Annotated in this window: 21 protein-coding genes; 1 reads left to right on the top strand and 20 read right to left on the bottom strand. The window is 33.5% G+C overall.

The window, feature by feature from the left end:
• Positions 1-130: 130 nt before the first annotated feature.
• The 20 genes from EZV73_RS10350 to EZV73_RS10255 all read right to left on the bottom strand — a co-directional run bounded on the left by EZV73_RS10350 (position 131) and on the right by EZV73_RS10255 (position 21643).
• A complete protein-coding gene (locus tag EZV73_RS10350) occupies positions 131-379 on the bottom strand; it encodes a hypothetical protein (protein WP_240840234.1) in 249 nt (82 codons plus the stop codon).
• 443 nt (positions 380-822) lie between these two features.
• On the bottom strand, positions 823-1596 hold the full coding sequence (locus EZV73_RS10345; RefSeq protein WP_240840233.1) for a hypothetical protein: 774 nt from the start codon (positions 1594-1596) through the stop codon (positions 823-825).
• A 446-nt stretch (positions 1597-2042) separates the two neighbouring features.
• A complete protein-coding gene (locus EZV73_RS10340) occupies positions 2043-2294 on the bottom strand; it encodes a hypothetical protein (protein ID WP_240840232.1) in 252 nt (83 codons plus the stop codon).
• 326 nt (positions 2295-2620) lie between these two features.
• On the bottom strand, positions 2621-2872 hold the full coding sequence (locus tag EZV73_RS10335) for a hypothetical protein (protein WP_240840231.1): 252 nt from the start codon (positions 2870-2872) through the stop codon (positions 2621-2623).
• A gap of 302 nt (positions 2873-3174) precedes the next feature.
• Positions 3175-5583 carry a M56 family metallopeptidase gene (locus EZV73_RS10330; RefSeq protein WP_240840230.1) on the bottom strand — a complete coding sequence of 803 codons (2409 nt, stop codon included), beginning with the start codon at positions 5581-5583 and terminating at the stop codon, positions 3175-3177.
• A gap of 5 nt (positions 5584-5588) precedes the next feature.
• Positions 5589-5948, bottom strand: coding sequence for a BlaI/MecI/CopY family transcriptional regulator (locus EZV73_RS10325; protein WP_240840229.1), 360 nt, complete (start codon positions 5946-5948; stop codon positions 5589-5591).
• Between the two features lie 215 nt (positions 5949-6163).
• Positions 6164-7096 carry a substrate-binding domain-containing protein gene (locus EZV73_RS10320; protein ID WP_240840228.1) on the bottom strand — a complete coding sequence of 311 codons (933 nt, stop codon included), beginning with the start codon at positions 7094-7096 and terminating at the stop codon, positions 6164-6166.
• Between the two features lie 42 nt (positions 7097-7138).
• Positions 7139-8158, bottom strand: a complete 1020-nt coding sequence (locus EZV73_RS10315; RefSeq protein ID WP_240840227.1) for an ABC transporter permease — start codon at positions 8156-8158, stop codon at positions 7139-7141.
• Positions 8159-8168: 10 nt separating this feature from the next.
• Positions 8169-9659 (bottom strand): sugar ABC transporter ATP-binding protein, encoded by a 1491-nt coding sequence (locus EZV73_RS10310; RefSeq protein WP_240840226.1) that lies wholly within the window; start codon positions 9657-9659, stop codon positions 8169-8171.
• 100 nt (positions 9660-9759) lie between these two features.
• Positions 9760-11106, bottom strand: coding sequence for an ATP-binding cassette domain-containing protein (locus tag EZV73_RS10305; RefSeq protein ID WP_240840225.1), 1347 nt, complete (start codon positions 11104-11106; stop codon positions 9760-9762).
• Positions 11103-12110, bottom strand: coding sequence for a sensor histidine kinase (locus EZV73_RS10300; RefSeq protein WP_240840224.1), 1008 nt, complete (start codon positions 12108-12110; stop codon positions 11103-11105). The genes EZV73_RS10305 and EZV73_RS10300 overlap by 4 nt, the downstream gene beginning before the upstream one ends.
• A gap of 6 nt (positions 12111-12116) precedes the next feature.
• Positions 12117-13706, bottom strand: coding sequence for a response regulator (locus EZV73_RS10295; RefSeq protein WP_240840223.1), 1590 nt, complete (start codon positions 13704-13706; stop codon positions 12117-12119).
• A gap of 251 nt (positions 13707-13957) precedes the next feature.
• Positions 13958-14617, bottom strand: a complete 660-nt coding sequence (locus EZV73_RS10290) for a hypothetical protein (protein WP_240840222.1) — start codon at positions 14615-14617, stop codon at positions 13958-13960.
• Between the two features lie 24 nt (positions 14618-14641).
• Positions 14642-16207, bottom strand: a complete 1566-nt coding sequence (locus EZV73_RS10285) for a DUF2075 domain-containing protein (protein ID WP_240840221.1) — start codon at positions 16205-16207, stop codon at positions 14642-14644.
• Positions 16200-16535: a nucleotide pyrophosphohydrolase gene (locus tag EZV73_RS10280; RefSeq protein ID WP_240840220.1), complete on the bottom strand. Its 336-nt coding sequence runs from the start codon at positions 16533-16535 to the stop codon at positions 16200-16202. Before EZV73_RS10280 ends, EZV73_RS10285 begins: the two co-directional genes overlap by 8 nt.
• A gap of 125 nt (positions 16536-16660) precedes the next feature.
• On the bottom strand, positions 16661-17785 hold the full coding sequence (locus tag EZV73_RS10275) for an HNH endonuclease domain-containing protein (RefSeq protein ID WP_240840219.1): 1125 nt from the start codon (positions 17783-17785) through the stop codon (positions 16661-16663).
• A gap of 39 nt (positions 17786-17824) precedes the next feature.
• Positions 17825-18091 (bottom strand): hypothetical protein, encoded by a 267-nt coding sequence (locus EZV73_RS10270; protein ID WP_240840218.1) that lies wholly within the window; start codon positions 18089-18091, stop codon positions 17825-17827.
• 145 nt (positions 18092-18236) lie between these two features.
• On the bottom strand, positions 18237-19421 hold the full coding sequence (locus tag EZV73_RS10265) for a MalY/PatB family protein (protein ID WP_240840217.1): 1185 nt from the start codon (positions 19419-19421) through the stop codon (positions 18237-18239).
• Between the two features lie 13 nt (positions 19422-19434).
• The gene (locus EZV73_RS10260; RefSeq protein ID WP_240840216.1) at positions 19435-20877 is read right to left on the bottom strand and encodes a Na+/H+ antiporter NhaC family protein; all 1443 of its coding nucleotides are present in this window, start codon (positions 20875-20877) and stop codon (positions 19435-19437) included.
• Positions 20878-20971: 94 nt separating this feature from the next.
• A complete protein-coding gene (locus EZV73_RS10255) occupies positions 20972-21643 on the bottom strand; it encodes a transcriptional regulator (RefSeq protein WP_240840215.1) in 672 nt (223 codons plus the stop codon).
• Between the two features lie 188 nt (positions 21644-21831).
• On the opposite strand from EZV73_RS10255, the gene EZV73_RS10250 reads away from it, so the two are divergent.
• The gene (locus EZV73_RS10250) at positions 21832-23472 is read left to right on the top strand and encodes a sigma-54-dependent Fis family transcriptional regulator (RefSeq protein WP_240840213.1); all 1641 of its coding nucleotides are present in this window, start codon (positions 21832-21834) and stop codon (positions 23470-23472) included.
• The last annotated feature ends 202 nt before the right edge of the window (positions 23473-23674 follow it).

Raw genomic sequence — 23674 nt, 5'->3', positions numbered from 1 at the left:
TGGTACATTGTTTGGTGGTAACATGTCCTTTATAATTTTTTCCTTTAATTCTGGACTGTATCTTGGCATCGAGTATCTCCTTTTACTTATGTCTATTAACTAGCATATAGTAAAACCATCCTCCCGACAACTATCCTAACATATAGGGCAGTAAAGCAAGACCATATCTATCTTCCATATCAAAGTATACAACTAAGTATTTGCCTTCAGATCGCTCTTGCTTGTCAATAATAGAGATTGTCTGATCTAAGTGTTTCCCCAAACTATAAGCCAAATCAGATTCATCAAACTTATAGTAGTTCATATATGTAAGTATCGGCGCTAATATTAAAATGACGATTATAACTTTTTTTAGGTAATAACTTTTCTTTCTAATCATCTAGTAGCTCCTCTCTATATTAATAAGCTCATTTATTAACTTCGATTACCTTTATCTGACACCATCTTTATTCATAAAGTACAGTAAGCTTTTGATTAACTTACTATCCTAACATATATGGTTTTGAATCCACTTTCAGATAACTGATATCTCAATATTCCTCGTTATTTTTAATCTTCTCTTTTAAAATAAGTGTAGTATTCTTATTTTAACGCTTTTGATAAAGATAAAAACCTACTGCCATTAAAAACACGAGAAACTCTGGTAGAACATATTTGATATTTTCTAACATGGTTAACTCCTTATAGAACTGCTTATTTTTTACAAACTCATCATTTCATATTCATAGTCTACATAATCTAATAAACTCTGTCAGAATCTCTACAATTATAAATGAATCTAAAGGCATATAATAAACATCATTCATTAAACCAGTACAGAATCTATAGCTCTGGGCCTCTAAAATAAAAGATGTTTTGAAAAGGTATCTCCTTATCTTCAACAACTTGATAGCCTCTTACAATAATCTTTATTTCCGTTAAGTTATCTATACGTTCATCGGGCACATTAAAGCCAACATCTATCTCATCCAAGAGATCAATTGGAATAGAACCCATTGTTGAGTCCTCTTTAAACGACACCTCATAAAAGACTTCAGTGATTATTACATGAGGATAGTCTAAGCTAAAGTTGTATAAGTGATTTTCTTCTTCTTGTTTCTTCTCTGTTAATAAGACCTTCCCTTTTTTAACCCCATTTTGCTTTGCAGGTACAGAGTACTTTTCTTGTAATGACAATAAAAACTCTAAATCGTCTTCATTAAGGTCTACGCTATAGGCATAGTCTGTTTGAGTAAAACTATAACACCAGTTTGACCTTGTAACAGGGTCAATTAAAAGAATATAATGGTCTAAACCTGACTTAGGATATCCCATTTTGAACTCAATACAATCATCAGGTATTTGATCAAACCTAAAATCACTTATTAACTGGTTATCCTTAAATATGGATTTAATCCTATCACCATCTGAAGGTGTTATTTTATAGGTGTCAGGACTCAGTCTTACAACCCCCAGATAAACACTTACTTCGAAATCATTAAAATCAAGACTTTTTCTTATAGTATCTTTTCCGATAAATGAATCGCCCATATTTACTTTGATTAACAAGATAAAAATTGCTATTATCACTAATAATGTTACGAAAAACTTTTTCATTTTGTCTCCTAAGTAATCAACTTTATGATAAATTAGACATATTACCACAGTTATCACGGAAGCCTATTACAACTATAAAAAGATACTTATAACCATCATAGGTTAGTAATTTAATATACAATACTCGCTCTAAATCAATAGTACTTCATAATACCAATTATTAACATTACCAAAATATTAAATCTATACAAAATAGGAATGTCCATACATTTTTTTGCAAAACACAATTTCACTGATGAGTCATTAAACACACCTAACGATTTCACTCATGATTCAACTACAACTTCGATCATGAACTTTGATACTATCATGATGGAATACCTGAATAATAAACTCCATAATAAAATTCTTAAATTTACCATTTTATAGCATATAGCTTGAATCCATTCTTAATGTGTATTATAATAAAAGCAAGAAAAGCCGTATAAACGACTTTCCTTGTAGTTCTACTCATCCTTCCTTCCAGGGGCAGATGAGTTTTTTCTGTTTTTGTATGTTTCTACATCCACAGAATCACCTCTTACTTTGACTTTGGTGTTAAAGTCAAGTAAAGCTAAAGAAACAATCAATACTGAAATAACAACGATTACCGCTAGTGTCGTTGCTTTTATCAATGATAAAATAATCAGAAATAATGCAATGAAACATAGCATCATGTTTATCTCATGACTGTCTTTAACAATCTTTCTCCTTTTCATACTCCTCCCTTTCAATAAGCCATGTTTAGGCGTTAAAGAACTCGACTGTTCAAGTTCCCATTTCACCCAAACACAACCCATCTAAGTTGAAGCTTAAGGTAGGATTTATAAACTATTGCTATAGCACATACTTATCATACAGTCATTTCCAATAAATGTCAATTATTTGTATATCACTTACCTTGCTTAATTCATCAACCGCATAAACAACTTTTATAACCGTTTTAATAATCAATTTCCAATTTATAGCATATAGCTTGAACACATTCTTAATGTGTATTATAATAAAAGCAAGAAAAGCCGTATCAACGACTTTCCTTGCAGTTCTACTCATCCTTCCGGCTAGGGTCTGATGAGTTTTTTCTGTTTTTGTATGTTTCTACATCCACAGAATCACCTCTTACTTTGACTTTAGTATTAAAGTCAAGTAAAGCCAAAGAAACAATCAATACTGAAATAACAACGATTACAGCAAGTGTCCTTGCTTTTATCAATGATAAAATAATCAGAAACAATGCAAGGAAACATAGCATCATATTTATCTCATGACTGTCTTTAGCAATCTTTCTCCTTTTCATACTCCTCGATAAGCCATGTTTAGGCGTTAGAGAACTCGACTATTCAAGATCCCATTTCACCCAACACAACCATCTAAATTGAAGCTTGCGGTAAGATTTTTAAACTATTGCTATAGCACATACTCGCCATACAATCATTTCCAATATATGTCTATTGTTTACATATCACTTAACTTGCCTAATTCACCAAAAGCTTGGTTTGACTATAAAATATATACGTTTGTCATCTTGTTACTATCTATTATCTTATACTGTACTAAGAAAGCCCCCAGACAATCTGAAGGCTATAAATCAGAAACTAATTAACTTGTATAGGTCTCGATGCTAATCGTCAAGTCTTCAAGCATAAGCTCAAGAATCTTAGTTTTTAAGTCTTCAACATGTCTTGTACGATTTTCTTCAATAAACTCAAGTGTATATGTACCATAATACATCATCTCTCTATAGCTGATGTAGTTGTCATCTATATAATCCTGAGGATTAGATGAAGTTTTAGGTGAACTCATCACCTCATTAGTCAAACTTTCAAGAACACGATTTACATCAATATTTAGCGCTTCAACAGCTTGTTCATAACAAGACTGTGTTTGACTCATTACAAACAGCTGTGTATCCATGGCTAAATTTTCTACATCGTCAGGAAATAGTAATCTTACATCTTCTACAAATCCAGCACCATCTCTAGGTCTCCAAAATTCAACAAACTCATACTTATCGCTATAATTAAAAGTTAACTTAACTGGCATGTGAGAACCACTCACAGTTTTTAAACCGTCAGAACCTTTTTCTAGTTCTAAAAAAAGAACCATCAAATAAACATCTGTCTCATCACCTTTTATATCGACATCTAAGATCACATGGCTTTCAACACTAACAGAATTCTCTGACCTCACATCATTCATTCTCATAATGGCATCGTGAATGGCAAGTTCTAAAGGATTATCTGATGCTAAGTGTGTCTCAACAGAAGTATCGCTGTCATAAGCTGTAACACTTGTTATATCTTCGATAAAGTCCTCGAATTTATCAGTGCTTTCACTCATAGGCCATACTTCATATCCAAGATTTTCTTCCATGTTTCCTCTAAAATAATACATGGTAAGCGTATCATTCACATGAAAGGTAATGGTATCAAGGTTCTCTATAAGGGATAAGAGTATATAAGCATTGACATTAAAGACAGGACTTTTCAAAGCATCACTGCCATTTGGCCCAGTGAAATTTACTGTTAGTCCATAGGGCTCACTATCTGTTTTAAGCTCAATGCCCTCATAAGTGTATTCATCTGGAAAATCAAGTAGATTAACGATACTCAAGACAGAGACATTATCACCTACATAAGGCGTTCTGTATTTAAGCAAGTCACTAGAAGTAACGATTTTCACCTCATCCATCTCTTCAAGATCAAAAATCCATCTTATAACCATTCTATCTTGTTCATAAAAGCCTTGCATCATATACAAGTTGTTAGTTGTCTCTACGACTAAGTAAAAATGTTCTTCATCATCCACTTGATAGACACCCTTAATATCATTTAATTGACCAGAAACTGCTTCTGAAAGTGTTTCTTTAAAATTTAACATTGAAAGTATCTCACTCTTAGTCGTATCAACTTTACCTAGTCCACCAACAAGTTGCCACCCAGTACTATCACTAGAAGAAGTTAAGAGCTGGTTGTCAGAAGATATGGTAAAGCTTGGTGCTGTTTCTTTTGTATATGCAAATGAATATTCTAAAGAACTGTATGGAATTTGACCAACATAATAAGACTTACCGGTAAAATCACTTTTATCACTTAAGGGATTGGTCAGTAAAGAAAAGCCTAATATAGTAAGTAGTATCACTAAAACAAATGCAACATAATACTTTGGCTTCTTAAACTTTAATATGTTTTTTATTCTTGACTTTGTGTCACCTTCACTAAATGCAAGCGGTGATAGCTTTAGCTTTCTTCCCACTGTTAAATTCAACAAAGTCTGAGAATATGACTTTTTACTTTCTACACCCAGTTTGTCTATAACAGATTCATCACAGGCCATTTCCATATCTCTTTCACTTAGAATGAATGCCAGCCATACCAATGGATTAAACCAATGCAAACATAAAACCAAGTAAGAAAACAAACGTACTATATGATCTTTTCTTTTAATGTGAGTACTTTCATGAAGTACAATATACTTTTCAGCTCCCTCTTCTACATGAGAAGGCATGTAAATCTTCGGCTTAAACAAGCCTAAAACAAATGGTGTTTCTATCTTATCAGACTTATAGATGTTCTCAACAATATGTATGCTAGCGTGAAGCTTTCTTTTCATTTTTGCATATGAAAATACGCCGTAAATTATCATAAAAGCAAAGACCATTATCCAAATCAAAGCGCCTATATCTATCATCAAGTCCACCGGATCAAAACTATACATAGGGCTACCTGTTGTTACTTGTAGCGACCTTGATGGTAGTATCGTATTAGGTGCATTTAAAATAATAGGACTTGAACTCATCGCTATAGGACTCTGACTCTTAGGTAATAAAGAAAAAACACTTTCAAATGTAAAAGGTATGGTCAATCTTACTAAAGCAACAACCCATAATAAATAGGAGTACTTCTTTGGCATTCTCTTTAAAAACAGCCTTGCTATTACAATAACAAGAATAACTATAGAAGCCACATAAGACATGTCTAGAATCCCTAAAAATAATTCTCTAAGCATATCTATCACTCCTTATGATCATCTATTAACTTTTGCAGTTCTAAAATCTCACTATCACTTAACTTCTTTTTACGAGTAAATGCTGCTAAAAATCTAGGTAAAGATCCCTCAAAAGTCTCTTCAAGAAACTCTTCTCCTTTGCCTGCTAAGAAATCCTCTTTAGCTATGAGTACCTTGACTTCACCATCAGAGTTTTCAAACATGCCTCTATTACAAAGACGCTTCAGCATGGTGTAAGTTGTTGTTCTCTTCCACTCAAAGTGCTCCTGACACAGTAAAATTAATGCTCTCATTTTAATAGGCGCATGGTCCCATATTAAATCTGCAAATTTCTGTTCCATGTCACCTAGCTTATATTTGTCCATTTCAAACCTCCTGTCTAATACCTTTAGACACTTTTAGTCTAACGTTATTAGACAAACCTGTCAACAGATAAAAATGAAATGTCTTATATTACTGCACATAAGATGAATCTACAAACAACACTTGGAACAATATAATCAAAAAAAGCCCCTAAGGGCTTAAGATGTTTGGAAGATATAAAACACTTGTAGCCACAACAGAGTTGTGGCTAAATTTATTATTCACCTCTTAATACAGCAACACCTGTATCAATTACAGCAGGACCTGTACTTTCATCATTAAGTGCAGCATAAGCTTGACCTACACCTAGATAACCCATAGTGAAAGGATTCTGTGCCATAGCAGCTTTTAAAGATCCATCATTTAGAAGACCTTGGATAGCATCTGACTTGTCAAAGCCAATACCAATGATGTCTTTACCTGATGCTTTAATTGCATTACCAACACCTACAGTAGAACCTTCATTAGTACCATATAAACCAACTAAATCTTCATTACCAACGATAAATCCATAAGCAGACTCTTGAGATGCAGCAGCATCACCATCTTTATACTCTGTTGTTAGGATTTCATAACCAGCAGCTTCAAGAACTGATCTAAAACCATTCTCTCTGTCCATTGTTGAGTTCGTTGCAGTGTTAACACCTATGATACCAATCTTACCTGATGTTTGACCTGCAGCTGTAAGTTCATCAACCATTGTTTGACCAGCTAAAGCACCTGCTTGGTAGTTGTTTGTTGATAGTGTTGCAATTGCAGGCTCATTTGCAGCTGAATCTACATAGATAATCTTTACACCTTTTGCCTTAGCATTCTTAACAGCTTCAGAAATCGCTTGTGGATCGTTTGCAGCTAATAAGATTAAGTCTGCATTATCTGCTACTGCATTGTTAACCGCTTCAATCTGCTTAGCATTGTCTTTTACGTCTGGTGCGTCCCACTTGTACTTAAGACCTAAACCTTCAGCCATTACTTTAGCACCCTTGTCAACGTTAACCCAGTGTTGATCCATCTTATCCATTGTAATAAGATAAACCAGTTTTGCCTCTTCTACATCGCCTGAACCTGTGCTTTCATTTGATGATGCACAACTTATAAATGCAGTTAATGCCAGTGTGATGATTAACATCATAGTTAAAAATTTCTTCATATCTTCCCTCCATGAATATTTATATTTAACTCTAGGACATTCCTAGAACTTAAACCACTTTTTCATATCTACATTACCTGATCTTGCTACTCTATCTATGAGTACAGATACAATAACAACAACACCAATTACCAAGTTTCTTAGTGCAAGTGGCGCACCAGCAAACTGTAGACCATTGTTTAGAACACCCCAGATAAATGAACCAATGACTGTACCAAATAGTAAACCTTGACCACCCATGGTAGAAACACCACCAATGACTGATGCAGCAACAGCATTTAACTCATAGCCTGTACCGGCATTCATAGTACCCATGCCTGACTGTGCTGTTAACATTAGACCAACAACACCTGCTAAAAATGAACTGACAATGTAAACTTTTGTTTCAGCAGTGATGACATTTACACCAGAAAGCTTAGCTGCTTCATAGTTAGATCCAATAGCGTATATATGTCTACCTGTTGTTGTTCTAGATAAAATGATTGAGAATATGGCAAACAAGATGATACCAATCCAAATAGGATTATAAAGGCCAAGTGTTTTTCCATAGTAAAATATGTTTTTGAAGGTATCTGCCGATGCAGGAATACCATCTGTGTTAAGGTTACCATTGGCAAGCTGAGCAATACCTCTAGCTATAATCATGGTACCAAGTGTTGCTATAAAGGCAGGTAACTTCGTTTTAGAAACCAACAAGCCATTTATGAAACCTACTAAGCAGCAGGCAATCAGTGTGATGATCGAAGCCAGTATAGGATTCATACCAACTGCTGTCATAAGTGTCGCTGAAATCATACAAGACATACCTGCTACAGAACCAATAGATAAGTCTATACCACCAGTAATAAGTACATAGGATTGACCCATACCAATGATCATAATGGGTACAACTTGTCTTAACAAGTTGGTCATATTATCGCCTGAAAAAAAAGATGGATTGATAATACCAAATATAAGAGACATAACCAATAAGGCAATACTTACTGAGATGACCTGTCCCATACCCCTAATAGACATAATCTTTCTTCTAGATTTTGTTTTCATTTTTGCTGATACTTCCATTGATTACTCCTTAATTTGAATATCTAGTTGCACAGTGTAAAATCTCATCCTGTGATGTGTCTGATGTCATTAGATTACCTGTGATGCGACCGTTACACATAACAAGGACTCTATCACTCATGCCCATTATCTCAGGTAGTTCTGACGAAATGAATATCACACCAACACCCTGACGTTTCAACTCATTCATAATGTTATAGATCTCTACCTTAGCAGCTACATCAATGCCTCTTGTTGGTTCATCGAAAACAACCACTCTAGCATCTCTTGCCAACCATTTGCCTACAACCACCTTCTGCTGGTTTCCACCAGACAAGTTCTTTGCATCTTGTTCCATAGAAGGGGTTTTTATCTTTAAATCTGAAATCATCTTGTCAACAATTTCAGCTTCCTTTTCTTTATCTATAAAGCCAAACTTATTACTGATTTGATCTAAATTTGCAAGTGCAATATTTTCTCTGATACTAAGTTTTGTACATAAGCCTTCTGACTTTCTGTCTTCTGGTCCTAATACAATACCATACCTGATAGCATCTTCTGGTGATTTAATATTCAAGTGATGACCATCTAAGATGATCTCTCCAGACTCTTTTTTATCTGCACCAAAGATGGTTTTAAATAGTTCTGTTCTTCCGGCACCCATGAGTCCTGAGAAACCAACAATTTCACCGGAGAACAGATCAAATGATATATCCTTAAGCATACCTGCGTTTAGCTTATTTACTTCAAGTATCTTATCACCTAAAGGCATTTGAATATTAGGATACTTATCAGTAATCTCACGGCCCACCATGTAGGCAATAATCTCATCTAAGCTTGTGTCTTTGTAGTTTTTAGTGATGATGTACTTGCCATCTCTAAAGACCGACACCCTATCAGTAATATGTTCTAATTCTTCTAATCTATGAGATATATAGATAATGGCACAACCGTTCTTTTTTAAGTTGTTGATTATCTTAAAAAGCTCTACACACTCTTTTTCAGTTAAGGCAGAGGTGGGTTCATCCATGATAAGTATGCGAGCATTAGTAGAAAGTGCTTTTGCAATTTCTATCATCTGTTGTTTAGATACCGGTAGTTTCCTTACCACCATCTCTGGATCAATGTCCATCTGAAGCTTTTCAAGAATGATTCTTGCATCTTCATTGAGTGACTTTTGATCAACGAATCCATACTTTTTCTTTTCTCTTCCTAAAAACATGTTTTCTGCAACTGTTAGGTCCTGACACATGTTCAGTTCTTGATGGATGATAGCGATGCCCAAATCAGCAGCTTTTTTTGGTGTCAAATCACCAATGTCTTTGCCATCTATAAAATAAGTTCCCTCATCTCTTTTATAGATACCTGAGATAATTTTCATAAGCGTGGACTTACCTGCACCATTCTCACCAAGCAAGGCATGCACTTCACCTTTTTTCAGATCAAATGAGACTTGGTCTAAGGCCTTGACACCAGGAAAAGATTTACTGACTTTGTTTAATTCTATGAGATTAAGACTCAAAATTGCCTCCTAAAAAACCTTTGTTAACATTTATGGCATCAGTTTATCACTGAAGAAAAACGTTTTCAAAGGTCATTTTTTAGAAAAAGGTGTGTTTTTTTTAGTTCATCTCATAATAGCGTCCACTAAACATCTCAGCTTTGTTTACTGACATTAGTATCACAGAAATGCCTTGACTAGAGAGTTCGTTTATTAAATCATAGGTCAACTGTCTCAGCATTTGATCCACTGAAGTAAAGGGTCTTTGAACAATGACAACATCTGGTTTGTAGGCAAGCCACCTATAATAAACCAATCTTTGTCTATCAAATATAGACATATCATCGATGTATATAGATGCGTCCATGTCATCAAACTTATCTTTAAACTTAGCAAGAATACTTTTCTTATACCTGTTTAACATCCAAAAGTTTTTTACTTTTCTACTGACCAAGTAACACAAGTTATCTAGACATGTCAAATCAGGAAACAAGGTATTGACGGTTGGATTAACACCTATAAAGCCAATGCCTTTATCAATGGCGTAATCCAAGTTTTTTATCTTTATTTCTGAATCTTTAAAGACAATCTTGCCACTAGAAGGTCTAATGCGACCAAGTATCATATCTGTTAAACAGTTGAGGTGTTCACCGTCTCTATCAAATATGTTGATGACTTCTCCCCTATGAATGGACAATTTAAAGTCCTTGATTACTTGACAGTTTACATCTACAAATGAGAGCACAGGCAGATCGTCAATTTCTTCATCATGACTGGATTCTATAACAAGCTCTTTTAAAAAGGCGTCTGGTAGTTGGTCTTTTATGACCCACTTATTCTTACCATTTTTAACCCATATAACTTGTGATGAAAACTTACTTAAAATGTCATAGAAAGAATCAATGATGACAAAGGATTTAGACTTTGAAATCATATAGTCCATCAAGTCATTCAGTTCTTCTAATTCAGCATCTGAATAATAAGCTGACAAGTCTTTTAGTATAATCACTTCATGCCCCAGACCATAAGCCTTGGCCAGTTCAATTTGAACCTTCTCAAAATTTGTCAGTTGATTGATCTTTAGCCTAGGGTCTAAGTCAATACCCAGTTCATCAAGTAAGCGCTTGGCCTGTTGATTTAAAAGTTTGTCACTAATAAACTGCTCTTTAAAGCCAGGTCTTAAAACAAAGATATTGTTCGAGATGGTCATACCATCAATGAGCTTTGACCTGCCTTCTACCACATGTATCTTTGATAATCTGTCTACCTGTTTATCATCGTAATAAAAATAGCCATTTAGAGGTGTGTGTACACCATCTAATATGTCTATTAAAATATCTTTAATACGCTGTTCTTTAATATATATGCCAAGGGTCTGACCTTCTTCTAAGGACATATAAAAATCATCTAAGAGCTTAATCCCACCAGATTCAGCCAGTATGTTTTCAAGTCTTAATTTTTCTTTCATGATAGATCCATCTTCTTTGGTAAACTGATATTGACGGTTGTGCCATAACCATGTACTGAGGACAGTCTTAAGCCGTAGGCTTGTCCAAAAGTCAACTTGATACGATTATTAACATTTACTAAGGCGATACCACCCTTTTTCATTTTTCTTTCTAAAATATGATCATCAACAAATGCCATACGTCTGTTAATCTTATCCACTAAATCTTCGGTCATACCAACACCATCATCGATGACGTCTATAAGGACCCTGTTTTGTGTCTCATGAACCTTGATGACAATCTGTCCACTGTCTACCTTATATTCTAGCCCATGCAAGATAGCATTCTCTACAATTGGCTGCAAAATAAGTTTAGGCAAGGTGGTCTTTAATAGATCAAGCTTATCACCATAAGAGATGGAAAGTCTGATCTTATCACCAAACCTATAGTTTTGTATTTTAAAATAGTTTTTCACATTAACAAGCTCATCTTCTAAAGTTACCATACTTTCTATATTAGAGATGGTATATCTAAAGAAAGTAGCAAGGGATTCTGTGATATCTGCAATTTCTTTATTACCAGCAATAAGGGCGTCACTTCTAACTGCTTCAAGTGTGTTGTATAAAAAATGGGGATTGATTTGATTTTGTAAAGCCCTGTACTCAGAATGCAAATTGGATACCCTAACACTTTGCACATTTTCAGACAGCTTGAGTACATGATCAAACATAAGATTCATCTCTTCAGTGTGTACATAAGGATTTGACTTTAATCCTTGACTGTTTCCACCCTGATGAAACTGCCTGATAGACTTATCCAAATGCCGTGCAGGCAGTATGACCCTTCGATAAATAAGATATGGTAAAATACACACCACTATAAGTATAGTAATAAAGAGCAGGTTGTTAATGGCGTTTGGAAATACGACTGTAAATACAAAACTGTAATACAGAAGAATCAAACTGATTAAAACATATAGACCATAAAAGATCATGATCCTATTCATTATAATTTTCTTTTTCATAATCACCTAATAGTAAAGCTTCTTGTATTGAGATGGCGACAAACCCGTGTATTTCTTAAACTGCTTAGAAAAATGCTTGTTATCTAAATAACCGCACATCATACCTATTTCACCAATCTTGACTTGGCCATCTGATAATAGCCTCTTGGCTTCATCCATCCTCACTTGTGTTAAGTAGTCTATAAGCTTTTGTCCTGTTTCTCTTTTAAACAAGGTAGAGAAGTATGAAGGATTAAAGCCAACTTGAGATGCAATCCATTCTAAACTGACTTGTTTAGAAAAAGATGCTTGAATGATTTTCTTAGCCTCTTCTACTGGTTTTAAGTTGTTCTTCTTTCTATTTTCAAGTCCAATACTTAAAAGATCTGTAGAATAATCTGTTACATAGTCAAAGAGTCCATGAACAGACTTAGCCATATACATGGTAACATCCGATGGATTAGTAATATCATCTAATAACTCAAATCTAGTCATGGTTGAAATCACAAGTTCAATGACTTCATGGGCCATTTCGAAATAAACTCCTCCAGATATGTCTTTTGACAAAGAAATCGTTTGAACAAACTTATCCATAACACTCTTAAAGGATGATACATTCAACTCTCTAATGGCAGCCACCAAAGAATCTTTTACTTGATCATTAAGGTAATCACTGACAAGGCCTGTCTTAAAGTCACCTTGGTCAATGATACGAGAGGTAGACGATAATATCTTGTCATCCATGCGACTTCTTGCCTCTTCATAGGCACCTGGGAATGATTCAAGGCCAGCAAACTCATTAGACATACTAGCCGATACCGATACTTGTTTAAACAAATCACGGAGTGAGTTAATTTCATTGATTATTGATAACAGGCCATTTCTAATGTCAAAAGAATTTGAAGATTCATAATTTATAAAAACAAATAGAAAGCCACTTTCATCATACATAAAAAGTTCATTCACAAGTCCTGATAAAGACTTAGATACAATCCTCTTACATTTATCTATCAAGAGCTTTAAAACATCATCAAAAGAAACATGATAGTTTATATCCGGCTTGATGCAAATCACCCTATAAGCATCACCTAAAAAAGATATATGATAAGACTTGTATAAGTCTTTTTCATCTAGTACAAGAGACTCAGTAAACAATCTACTTGAAAAAGTTTCTCTTATCACCTTCTGATCACTTAAGACCTGGTCCATCAGAGCCTGCTGTTTTTCATCATGAGATAACTTGTCATCATATTTTTTAACCATCTTCTTTAAAACATCATTGATTTCTTGTTTCTTAAGTGGCTTTAACAGATAATCTGTCACATCATATTTAATGGCAGTATGCGCATAGTCAAAGTGTTGATAACCACTTATTATAATAAAATCCACATCCATATTCATACCACGTACTTTTTTTATCAGCTCTATACCATCATAACCAGGCATCCTAATATCAGTAATAACAATATCCGGCTGCAAGGTCTGAATTTCTGCTAGAGCACTGATACCATCACGTACAGTAGAAACAAGTTCTAAGCCTAATCTATCCCAATCAATTAAAGCCTCTATTAACTGAATCACCTTAGGTTCATCATCAGCAATTAATATTTTATACATATAACCCCTTTTCTTAGTTATCAAAAGTAACTAAGTATATGTTATCACATCATACATAAGAATTGGAACAAAAATAAAATCGCATTCCATAGAATACGACTTTAGTAATTAATCAACTCATCTTCAATACACAATCCAATCGTTTTGAATAAGCTTATAGAAAACAATTTTTGTAATATACATTGTAAGATACGAGAAATTTGACGAATTGAACAACTACTTTGAAGCTTTATGAGTTGCCCTTATGTTAGCTAGTTACTTTCTTCTTTTATAATCTCTTTCTGATGAAGCTTGTTTATATTTGCACCTATTTTCGTAAATTCTAGTAACTCATGCGATATTATCTTTAAACTCTGCTTCTCTGTATACGCGTAATCGTATTTAGAGAAGGTTTTATCCAAAATAACCGATATAAGAGCAAAAAAGACTTGCAATAGTAAAAATGACTTAACATCATCCACCGAAATATCAATTGCAAAAACAAAATAATTGCACCATATCATTACAACTAAAGAATAATATGATGGATAAACCTTACTTTCTGATTCAATACTAATGCTTTTAGCCAGCTCTTTTACCATCTTAAAATCATCTATCTTGCATTCCTTCAGAGCTTCTTCCATTACTCTAACTCTTTCTTCATTGCACTTTTTAGTAAATTTACTAGATGTAAATCTAACGTGAATCACAATCAAAATAAATGAAATAGCTAATCCACCAAAATAAGTCAACACCGCTACATACATTTCAATTGAACCATTATAAGTACTCAGTAAAGCAAAAACACTTGCTGTCAAAACTAGAATAATTATATAATTAATTTTTCGCAGAATGAAATACTCTAACTTGCTAAACTGTTTATTGATAAAGTGCGGTCTCATTTTCATTAAGAACACTTCTTTTGTCTCCATTTACTCCACCAATCTTTTCAATCATTATACAAACAAAGATATAAATTCTCTTAATCTTTCATCACAGACATATACATAAGTACCTCTAATGCCCCTAGTCAACAAGACTTTATAAATATTAACAATGAAGTTCAACATCTCATCTGAAGAAAGAGTTAAGTCCTTAGCCCTTTTATCCTTATAATGGCTTGCATTATAAACAACATTTCCATCTCTATATTGTAAGTCATTTCCTATGATTACACCACAATAATTAAGGTCATATCCTTGAATTGTATGAATACAGCCAATTTCGTTTAAAGCATTTTCAGAGCTAATCCAGTCTTCATTAGTTGAGTTCCACTTATACTCATAATCACCTATTTTTATATCCATCAAACTGTAATCATATTTAGATTCCCATGGCCAAGCAAATCCTGCAACATTTCTACACAAACCGTATTTAGCATCCAGAGATTTTATAGATTCTATCATTTTATCTACGTCATTGAACAGTCTTAAATCATACCCATCAAAAGACTGCTTATTATCGACTTTACCCAGTAGCACTTTTTCAATATATTCAGTATACTCTTTACCAGCTTCAATTCTGAACTGTGTATTTAAAAAGTACATATTAGCGTTCAGATCTAACAAATCCTTCGGATTAATATCAGTTGGTTTAACTGTTTGATTTGAATCATAAAACAATACTAAATGCTTTGAACTCATTTTCATCCAATCCAACTGAGTCGATGTTAATGGATCCAAATCGAGTTTTCTACAAACATTATCAAATCCCACATAGCTTGTAAGATTTTTTCTTCTAGCTAATCGATGTGCTTCATCAACAATCAACAAGTCATAGCCGCCTTCTTGTTTGATTACTTCAGTAGGACCAATCACAATTTTTGCCTTCATGCCTTCAATAGTTTTAAAAACGTTCTTTACTGTTTTTCTAAGAGAAACCATCGGCACAACAATACCTATTTTCTTGATGTTATCAAGCTCTAATGACATAAGATACTTTGCAAGGTAAACTGCTAAAACAGTTTTTCCGGTACCTGGCTCTCCTTTGATAATATGACACGATTCATTGCTTGTTGCAACAATTTCTTCTATCGCTTCTACAACCTCAATTTGATCTTCAGCCAATCTTTTAAATGGTGAAAACTTAAATAACTCACTATTTCTGATATCTTGTAATCTATGTTTTGCGACATCTAAATCCATGAGTTCATTCCAGATATGCTCAAATTGATTCATATAAAAATCTTTATCATAATAATTATGGTTCCGTTGTCCACCATTTCCATTCTGCAGCCTATAGACACCGTCTGCTGCAATGTATTCAATTAATAGTGATTCAATGTCATATGTTGCAGATTTATTAAACTTGTTATCTGATATCATGTATACAGAAGACATATCTTCTCGATCTTTGTTAACCAAATGCGTTCTCATACGTCTAACAAAATTACCAGTTTCACCTACATAGGCCTTCTTGGACCCTTCAAGTATATAAACTACAGGCCAGTTAGTTGTATGCAAACGACCTTCTACTTTAACTATTGAATCTACTGAAAAAGGTTGTCTTATAATTCTAGTCATCTATTTGCACCTTTGTATATTTGCCACTATTTCCTTTTACTTTGTTAACAGGAAATCTTAACTCATTCTTTTTAACTTTAGCTTCAATGATTTCATAGGGATCCACACCAATAGAATCAGCAAGAAGTAATGAATATATCAGAATGTCCGCTAACTCATCAACTACTTCGTCTTTTTTATAATCATCCCCCCATTGAAAGTTCTCTAACAACTCCCCCGATTCGATGGCAATGGACTTTGATAAATTCTCAGGTGTATGAAACTTTTCCCAATCTCTTTCATTTCTAAACTTCAAAATCATCTCGTTTATCTCATTGAATTTATTCATAATATCACTTCCTTAAAACTATATATAATTATCAAACTTATAATCAAACTAATTACATTATATACTCTTATTAAATTGAGTTAAATAAAAGCTTTTCCTTCAAATGTTCCCCCCAAAAGTACTTCCTAACAATTATACCAAATATCAAATCCTTGATTCAAAGCTATTTGATGTAGCGGTATAATGGTAGATTCTAATGATGCTTTTAAAGCTTTGTAAGAAACAGTCTCATCTGATGAAAGTACATACGTCAGCTCCTCTTTGCTTACAGTATAGTAATCCTCTAACAGTTTATTTTCCCCAAAAGCTTTCAACTTCTTTATCGCAAGGAGTTGCATATTGCAATAGTCATTAAAATACCTATCCAAATCTGGTAAACTATTACTTTTCTTACTATTAACGTTATTAAATGATGGGGTTAAATTCCAAAATTCATCATGTAATACAAAAGACCAAGGAATAAAATGATCAATACTAAGAGCACCATGTATATCATAATTATCTACAACTAAAGGCTTAGCTGTATAGATATCATAAACCACCTCTTGATTCGTTACTTCTTTCCAGAAGTTCTGAGCTTTACTCAAACTTCTCTTATTAGGTGGCATAATCTTTAAAGGGATATTAGGTACATTAGGATTACGTGCTTGTAAATATAAAATGAGTTTATATTGAATCCATCCTTTAATAAGAGCCTGATTCTTTATAATATAATCCATCCAACTCTGGCGAATGACTATACCATTAACATTTTCATTGAAATCATAAAAACAGATATAACTTAATCTTGTCATTTCAACAATCAATCTGTTCTTCTTCTGGTCTTTAATGCCTCGAGTTGCTTCTTTAAAGAATGGCGACAATAATCTGAAAGGTGCCATTTGATATAAGTTCTTTCTCATCTTTAAAAATTCTGAATCATTTCGAAGCTCTTCAGAGTTTTCAAGAGTAAATAGAAGCTTAGACCTGTTAGATTCTTTCAAATAAGGATAAGTGTCAGATAAATATATAATTAGAGATGATAATCTGTCTTGTACACCAAAAGAAAGCTTAAAAGTAAGTACAGTATACCAAGCATTAGCAATCATACGATTAACAACTTCCTCAAAACTTATAATATTTCTCTCATCTTCAACAATTATATCTATTATACTCATCAACCAATAAGGTTTATAACTTGTTACCATATTTGCCTTATCCATCATTCTTTCAAGCCACCAGGCTTCTGTTTCATTTGCATTTAAATACATAACTACCTCTCAAAAATATTATACTTTGATTTATTGCAATTATACATTATCAAGTTTAGGCGAATCTTCATTCTTAATTTGCTTTACACTAAGCTTATAATTTTCAAAAGTAATCTTTTCAAGACGTTTTAAAGAATCTGATATTTCCTTTAGATAATACTCGTCTCCCTCATTAATCATCTTATCATTCAAAGCTTCCAAATTATTTACAATTTTATCTATCTTCCAATACCACAGTACAACAACTCTGACTAATATGAATATTACTATAGTTATAATCCCATAAGTTATTATATACTCATTCATGATTTTCCTCCCACTCTAATTGGTCTTATACCAATATCTACCTAAATCAATTCTATATAAAATTATATTATTAGTCAATATTATACATCACATCATTAAAGGAGTAACTAAAATAGGAAATCCCGTTTAAGGATTTCCTACTTCTTTATTTATTAAATGCAATCTTAATAGAATCTAAAGCTTTTTCAATTGTCTCTCTAGGACATGCGATGTTGAATCTTTGATAGCCTCTACCTGGTTCACCAAAACATGTGCCTGTATCTAATAGAACACCTGCTTCTTCTATCATGATTTTATCTATTTCCTCATCAGTCATACCTAAACCTGTAAAGTCCACCCAAACAAGATATGTGGCCTGACAATCAATGACTTTAAGTTCTTTCATGTGTTCTGCAAAGAATGTTTTAAGATACTCTATATTACCATCTAAATAAACTTTTAACTCATCTAACCATTCAGCACCTTTCTCGTATGCTGCTAAATTGCCTACAGCACCAAACGTACTATGACCATCTAAATGAGCTACATGACGTGTAAAGTATAACCAGTCCTCACGAAGTTTTTTATCATTGATGATAATGTTAGCATTTTGTAGTCCTGCTAAGTTAAATGTTTTACTTGGTGCTGTACATGTTACAATCTTATCTTTATATGATGGGTCAATTGTTTCAAGAACGGTATGCTTAACACCAACTCTAGTTAAGTCAAAGTGAATTTCATCAGAAATAACTGGCATATCATATTTCTTACATAAGTCTAGCATCTTTGCAAGTTCTTCTTTAGACCATACACGGCCTACTGGATTGTGAGGACTACAGAAAATCATTAACTTGTTGTTTGGATCTTTAAGCTTTTCTTCTAAATCATCATAATCCATCTTGTAGTCACCATCAACACACACTAGTGTGTTATCAACGATTTTACGATCATTGCCTTTAGTCAAATAGGCAAACGGATAGTAAACAGGTTGCTGAATGATGATCCCATCACCAGGTTTTGTCATTAAATTGATTAGGTAACCAAGTGCTGGAATAACGCCTGGTGAAAAGAATACACTTTCATGATCTACATGCCAGTCATGTCTGTCAATCATCCACTTTTGAATAGCCTTGTTGTATTCCATGTTTTCTTCGCTTGAGTAACCAAAGATTCTATGATCTACTCTTTCATGAAGTGCATCAACAATACATGGTGCAACTTCAAAGTCCATGTCAGCAACCCACATAGCTATCGGATCTTCTTTTGCATTAGGATAGAATTTTCTCATTTCATCCCATTTTAATGAATCTGTATTAAATCGATTAACTGTTTTATCAAAATTGAATTTCATACTATGTCCTTTCTTAAACTGCCTTTTGCTCTTTTACTTCTTTTATATCTAACTTCTTCACACCAATCTTTAAGAAGGCAAATACTATTGCTATGATAGCTGTACCCCAACAGAAAAATGCATATGGTGCATAAGATAATGTTGGTACCCCAGTTACTCCTGCCATGTAAAGACCTGTATCACCCCATGGGAACATTACCATAATTATGGCACCGATTGTTTGTGCTGCAACTACCATATTTACTGGGTGGTATCCATTTTCAATGTATTTCTTCTCAAATAATTCACTTGGTACAATGATTGTTAAGTAAGCTTGTAATGTTGTAATAGCCGTTACAATACTAGCAATGATGACTGCTACAGTTAAGCCACCAATACTCTTAACGTTCTTAGCTAAAGTAGATACGATGACATCTAAGCATTTGATCTTAGATACTACACCTGCAAAGATCATTGCACAGAATAATAAGATGATTACATAAGACATTGTTAGCATACCACCTCTATTGATAAGTGATGTTACTTGTGTCATTACAGTTTCAGGATCAACACCTGTCATACTTACGTTAAAACCATCAAAGGCTGCAGTTAAGCCATCACCTAATGAGAAACCATTAAATACAACACCTATAATAATCGCTAAGAAGCCTGATAAAATCATAGATGGTGCAGATGGATACTTCTTTACACTTGTAAAGATAATAAATACTAGTGGTAATAATACAATTGGATTTACATTGAATAATGTTTTGATTGTAGTAAGTAATTCATCAACCATAGCTGAAGAACCTGCTACACCAGCATTTGTAAAACCAATAAATGCATACAAGGCAATACTGATGATTGTACTAGGAACAACAACAATCAATGTTCTCTTAATCATTTCCATAGGGTCTACCTTAGCCATTGAAGAAGATATAGCCACCATATCAGACATTGGTGAAATCAACTGGCCATAGTGAGAACCTGCTATAACTGCACCTGCCATTACAGGCATTGGTACATCTAGTACTTGTGCAAGACCTATCATAACAACACCAATAGTACCTGCAGTACCCCATGAAGTACCTATTATTGTAGCTACTATAGCACATACTAAGAAGCCTAATACAATAACCATTCTCGGATCAACAATAGATACAAGATAGTAAATCGCTGTTGGAATTGTACCTGAAAACATCCATGTACCAATTAACATACCAATAGCTAACAAGATAAAGAATACTGACATAATATCATTAATCTTCTCTATAATTGCACCTTCTAGTTCTTTATATGTATAGCCACATCTGATACCAACAATGATAGAATATACTGCACTTAAGATAAGAACAGATCCTATACTTACTCCAAACTGGCTACCTAAACTTACACCTAAGATTACAAATATCAAAACCGAAAAGGCTTCTATTTTACTAGGTAATCTCTTTTTCTTTTCTTTTAAATTCTTGTCCATACAATCTCCTCTAAACTCTAAATACTAGCTTACATAATTTTAACAATAAAATCTATATTATATTGAACTCTGGCCAGATAAATCAATTAATATACTAAACTTCTCTCTTAATCATTGAGAGATACCTATAGACAGTTGCTTCAGATATTCTTAACTGAGATGCAACTTCTATAACAGCACCTTTTATTAAAAAGACGCCCTTGTCATGAAGTGTTCTTATGATGTCTATCTTCTCCTCCTGAACAAGTCTCTTAGGTTCATAGTTCTTATAGACATTCATTTCATGAATTTCATGTGATACTAGATGTTCAATGGAATCATTTAGTTTCTCTGATATCATATGTGATTCCATATGATGATCTTCTTGATTCTTTAAATATTGAGGTAATATATTCTCAATGGATTTCTTGATTGAATAATAATCACCAAAGTCAAAGTTAAAACACAACATACCTATTAAGGTTCTTGTATGATTTCTTATCAAAAGTGTTGATGAATGAAAGGACTTGCCATTTCTTGATACACTTCGGTAGTCTGTCATATAGTTAATGTTTTTATATTGAACATCTTTAATCATTCTAAGTGCCAAATCAGTAACAGGACCTCCTAGTTTTCTTCCACTTATATGACCATTACTTATGGCTATTATGGATTCTTCAAGATCGGTTAAATCATGTAAAACAATTTCTACATTATCCCCTAAAATCTCTCCTAGAAACTCTACTATAATCTTATACTGATTCAGCAAATAATTATCTTCTGTCATACCTTCGCCTCCTACATGATTTATATTATGCAAAGACCGTGCCAACAAAAAAATAAGCTATTTTAAGAAAAAATTATTATTATAATCAATTCTTATAATAAAAAAGCAAAATATTTTTGCGAAAAAGCAAAAATATTTTGCTATATATGATAATATGTAATATAGAAAGATACAGAGGAGGAATTAACATGCAACACTTTGCATTCGAACATTTTCCAGAACCAATAATCGTTTACCTTAATGATGAGTTTATCTATAGCAATCTAATAGCAGAAGAAGATAAGGGGCTATTAGCGTATGTCCATAACACTTCAGTACAAAGAATAAAATCAGAAACAAGAATTACAGTTAAAAACACATCATATAATATTAAGACCTTTAAAGTAGAAAACATGGACGCTTTTCTATTTCAAAGGGATCAAGAAAAAGAGCAAAACATTAAGCTGAAGCTCTATGAAGAAATAATGAATAACATCAACCAAGGTATTTTTGTAACCAATAAAGAAGACCTTGTTATGTATGTAAATAAGACGGCACTAGACATAGAAGCTGCAGACTATTCTCCAGATGATTTAATAGAAAGAAATTCACTTTACTCTAATCAAAGTCCAAATGCACCTCACGACTACATATTTAAGACAAAAAAAGCCTTGACTAATCAAAAGGTGGAATATCAAATGTCAAATGGACAACAAGTCAGTGTCATCTCTGATAACTACCCTTTCTTTTATGAAGGAAATTTAGAAGCAGTCTACTCAATATACCAGAACTATGATGTGATCAGTGAAAATATTGCCCATCAGTCGCACTTACTCCAAAACTTTGTGAAGCACCCAAGTCAAACGGATTCGTTCCAAAGTCTCATCGGTAACAATGACAAGTTCTTATTTACCAAGAAAATTGCAATGAAGGCAGCAAAGAATAACTCAAATGTCCTATTATTTGGTGAAACTGGTACTGGTAAAGAACTGTTTGCACAAGCTATTCACCAAGCTAGCGAAAGAGCTAATGAACCTTTCATCGCCATCAACTGTGCTGCTATTCCTGAAACACTTATGGAATCTATCTTTTTTGGTGCAACAAAAGGTGCTTACACAGGTGCAGTCGATTCCATTGGTATTTTCGAAGAAGCTAAAAATGGTACTGTATTTCTTGATGAGATTAACTCTATGAATATTATCCTGCAGGCAAAGCTTCTGAGAGTGTTACAAGAAAAGACCATCAGGAAGTTAGGTTCCAATCAAACCATTGATATAAACTGTAGAATCATAAGTTCCACTAACAAAGATCCACTAGCATGTATAGAAAATAATGAATTAAGGGATGACCTATACTACAGACTTTCTTCTTTTGTTGTAGAAATTCCATCACTTAAAGATAGAAAGAATGATATACCACTACTGATAAAGCATTTCCAAGAAGTCTTTAATCATAAATTCAGCTACTATATCAATGACATATCACCTGAATTTCTAGAACTGCTTAAAAATTATGATTTTCCAGGTAACGTAAGAGAACTTAGACATATGATAGAAGCCATGTTTATATCAGCCGACTTTGATACAAACACGTTAACCAGAGACTTGTTACCATCATATATCTATAAAAAAATGAGTGACCTTGAATCTCCAATAGAAGACTCGAAACCACTCACTACAAACTCTATAAGCGACATCAATAAAAACCTAGAAAAAAACTTAATCACTATGCTTCTTAAAGAAAACAACTACCACATTACCAACACAGCAACACAACTGGGCATATCAAGACAATCGTTACAGTACAGACTAAAGAAATACGAAATTAATACAAAGAAACATCCGGTCTAAATCGGATGCTTTTGTATTTATATGTTTTCCTACATGTTTAGTTCTTTCGAATGGTTTGTGCTTTTCACACAAAATATTACACTCTTGTATTCCTTCAGTTGCCTCAAATCAAATGAAACAACATTTTCTGCTTATGCTTAATCAATAAAAGATCTTTATTGCATAATCTAGTTCAGCAACAGTTTAAAGAGATATCACATCC

The sequence above is a fragment of the Acidaminobacter sp. JC074 genome (genome assembly GCF_022496765.1).
Taxonomy (GTDB): Bacteria; Bacillota; Clostridia; order Peptostreptococcales; family Acidaminobacteraceae; genus JABXKX01.
This window is presented reverse-complemented; position numbering and strand designations above follow the sequence as displayed.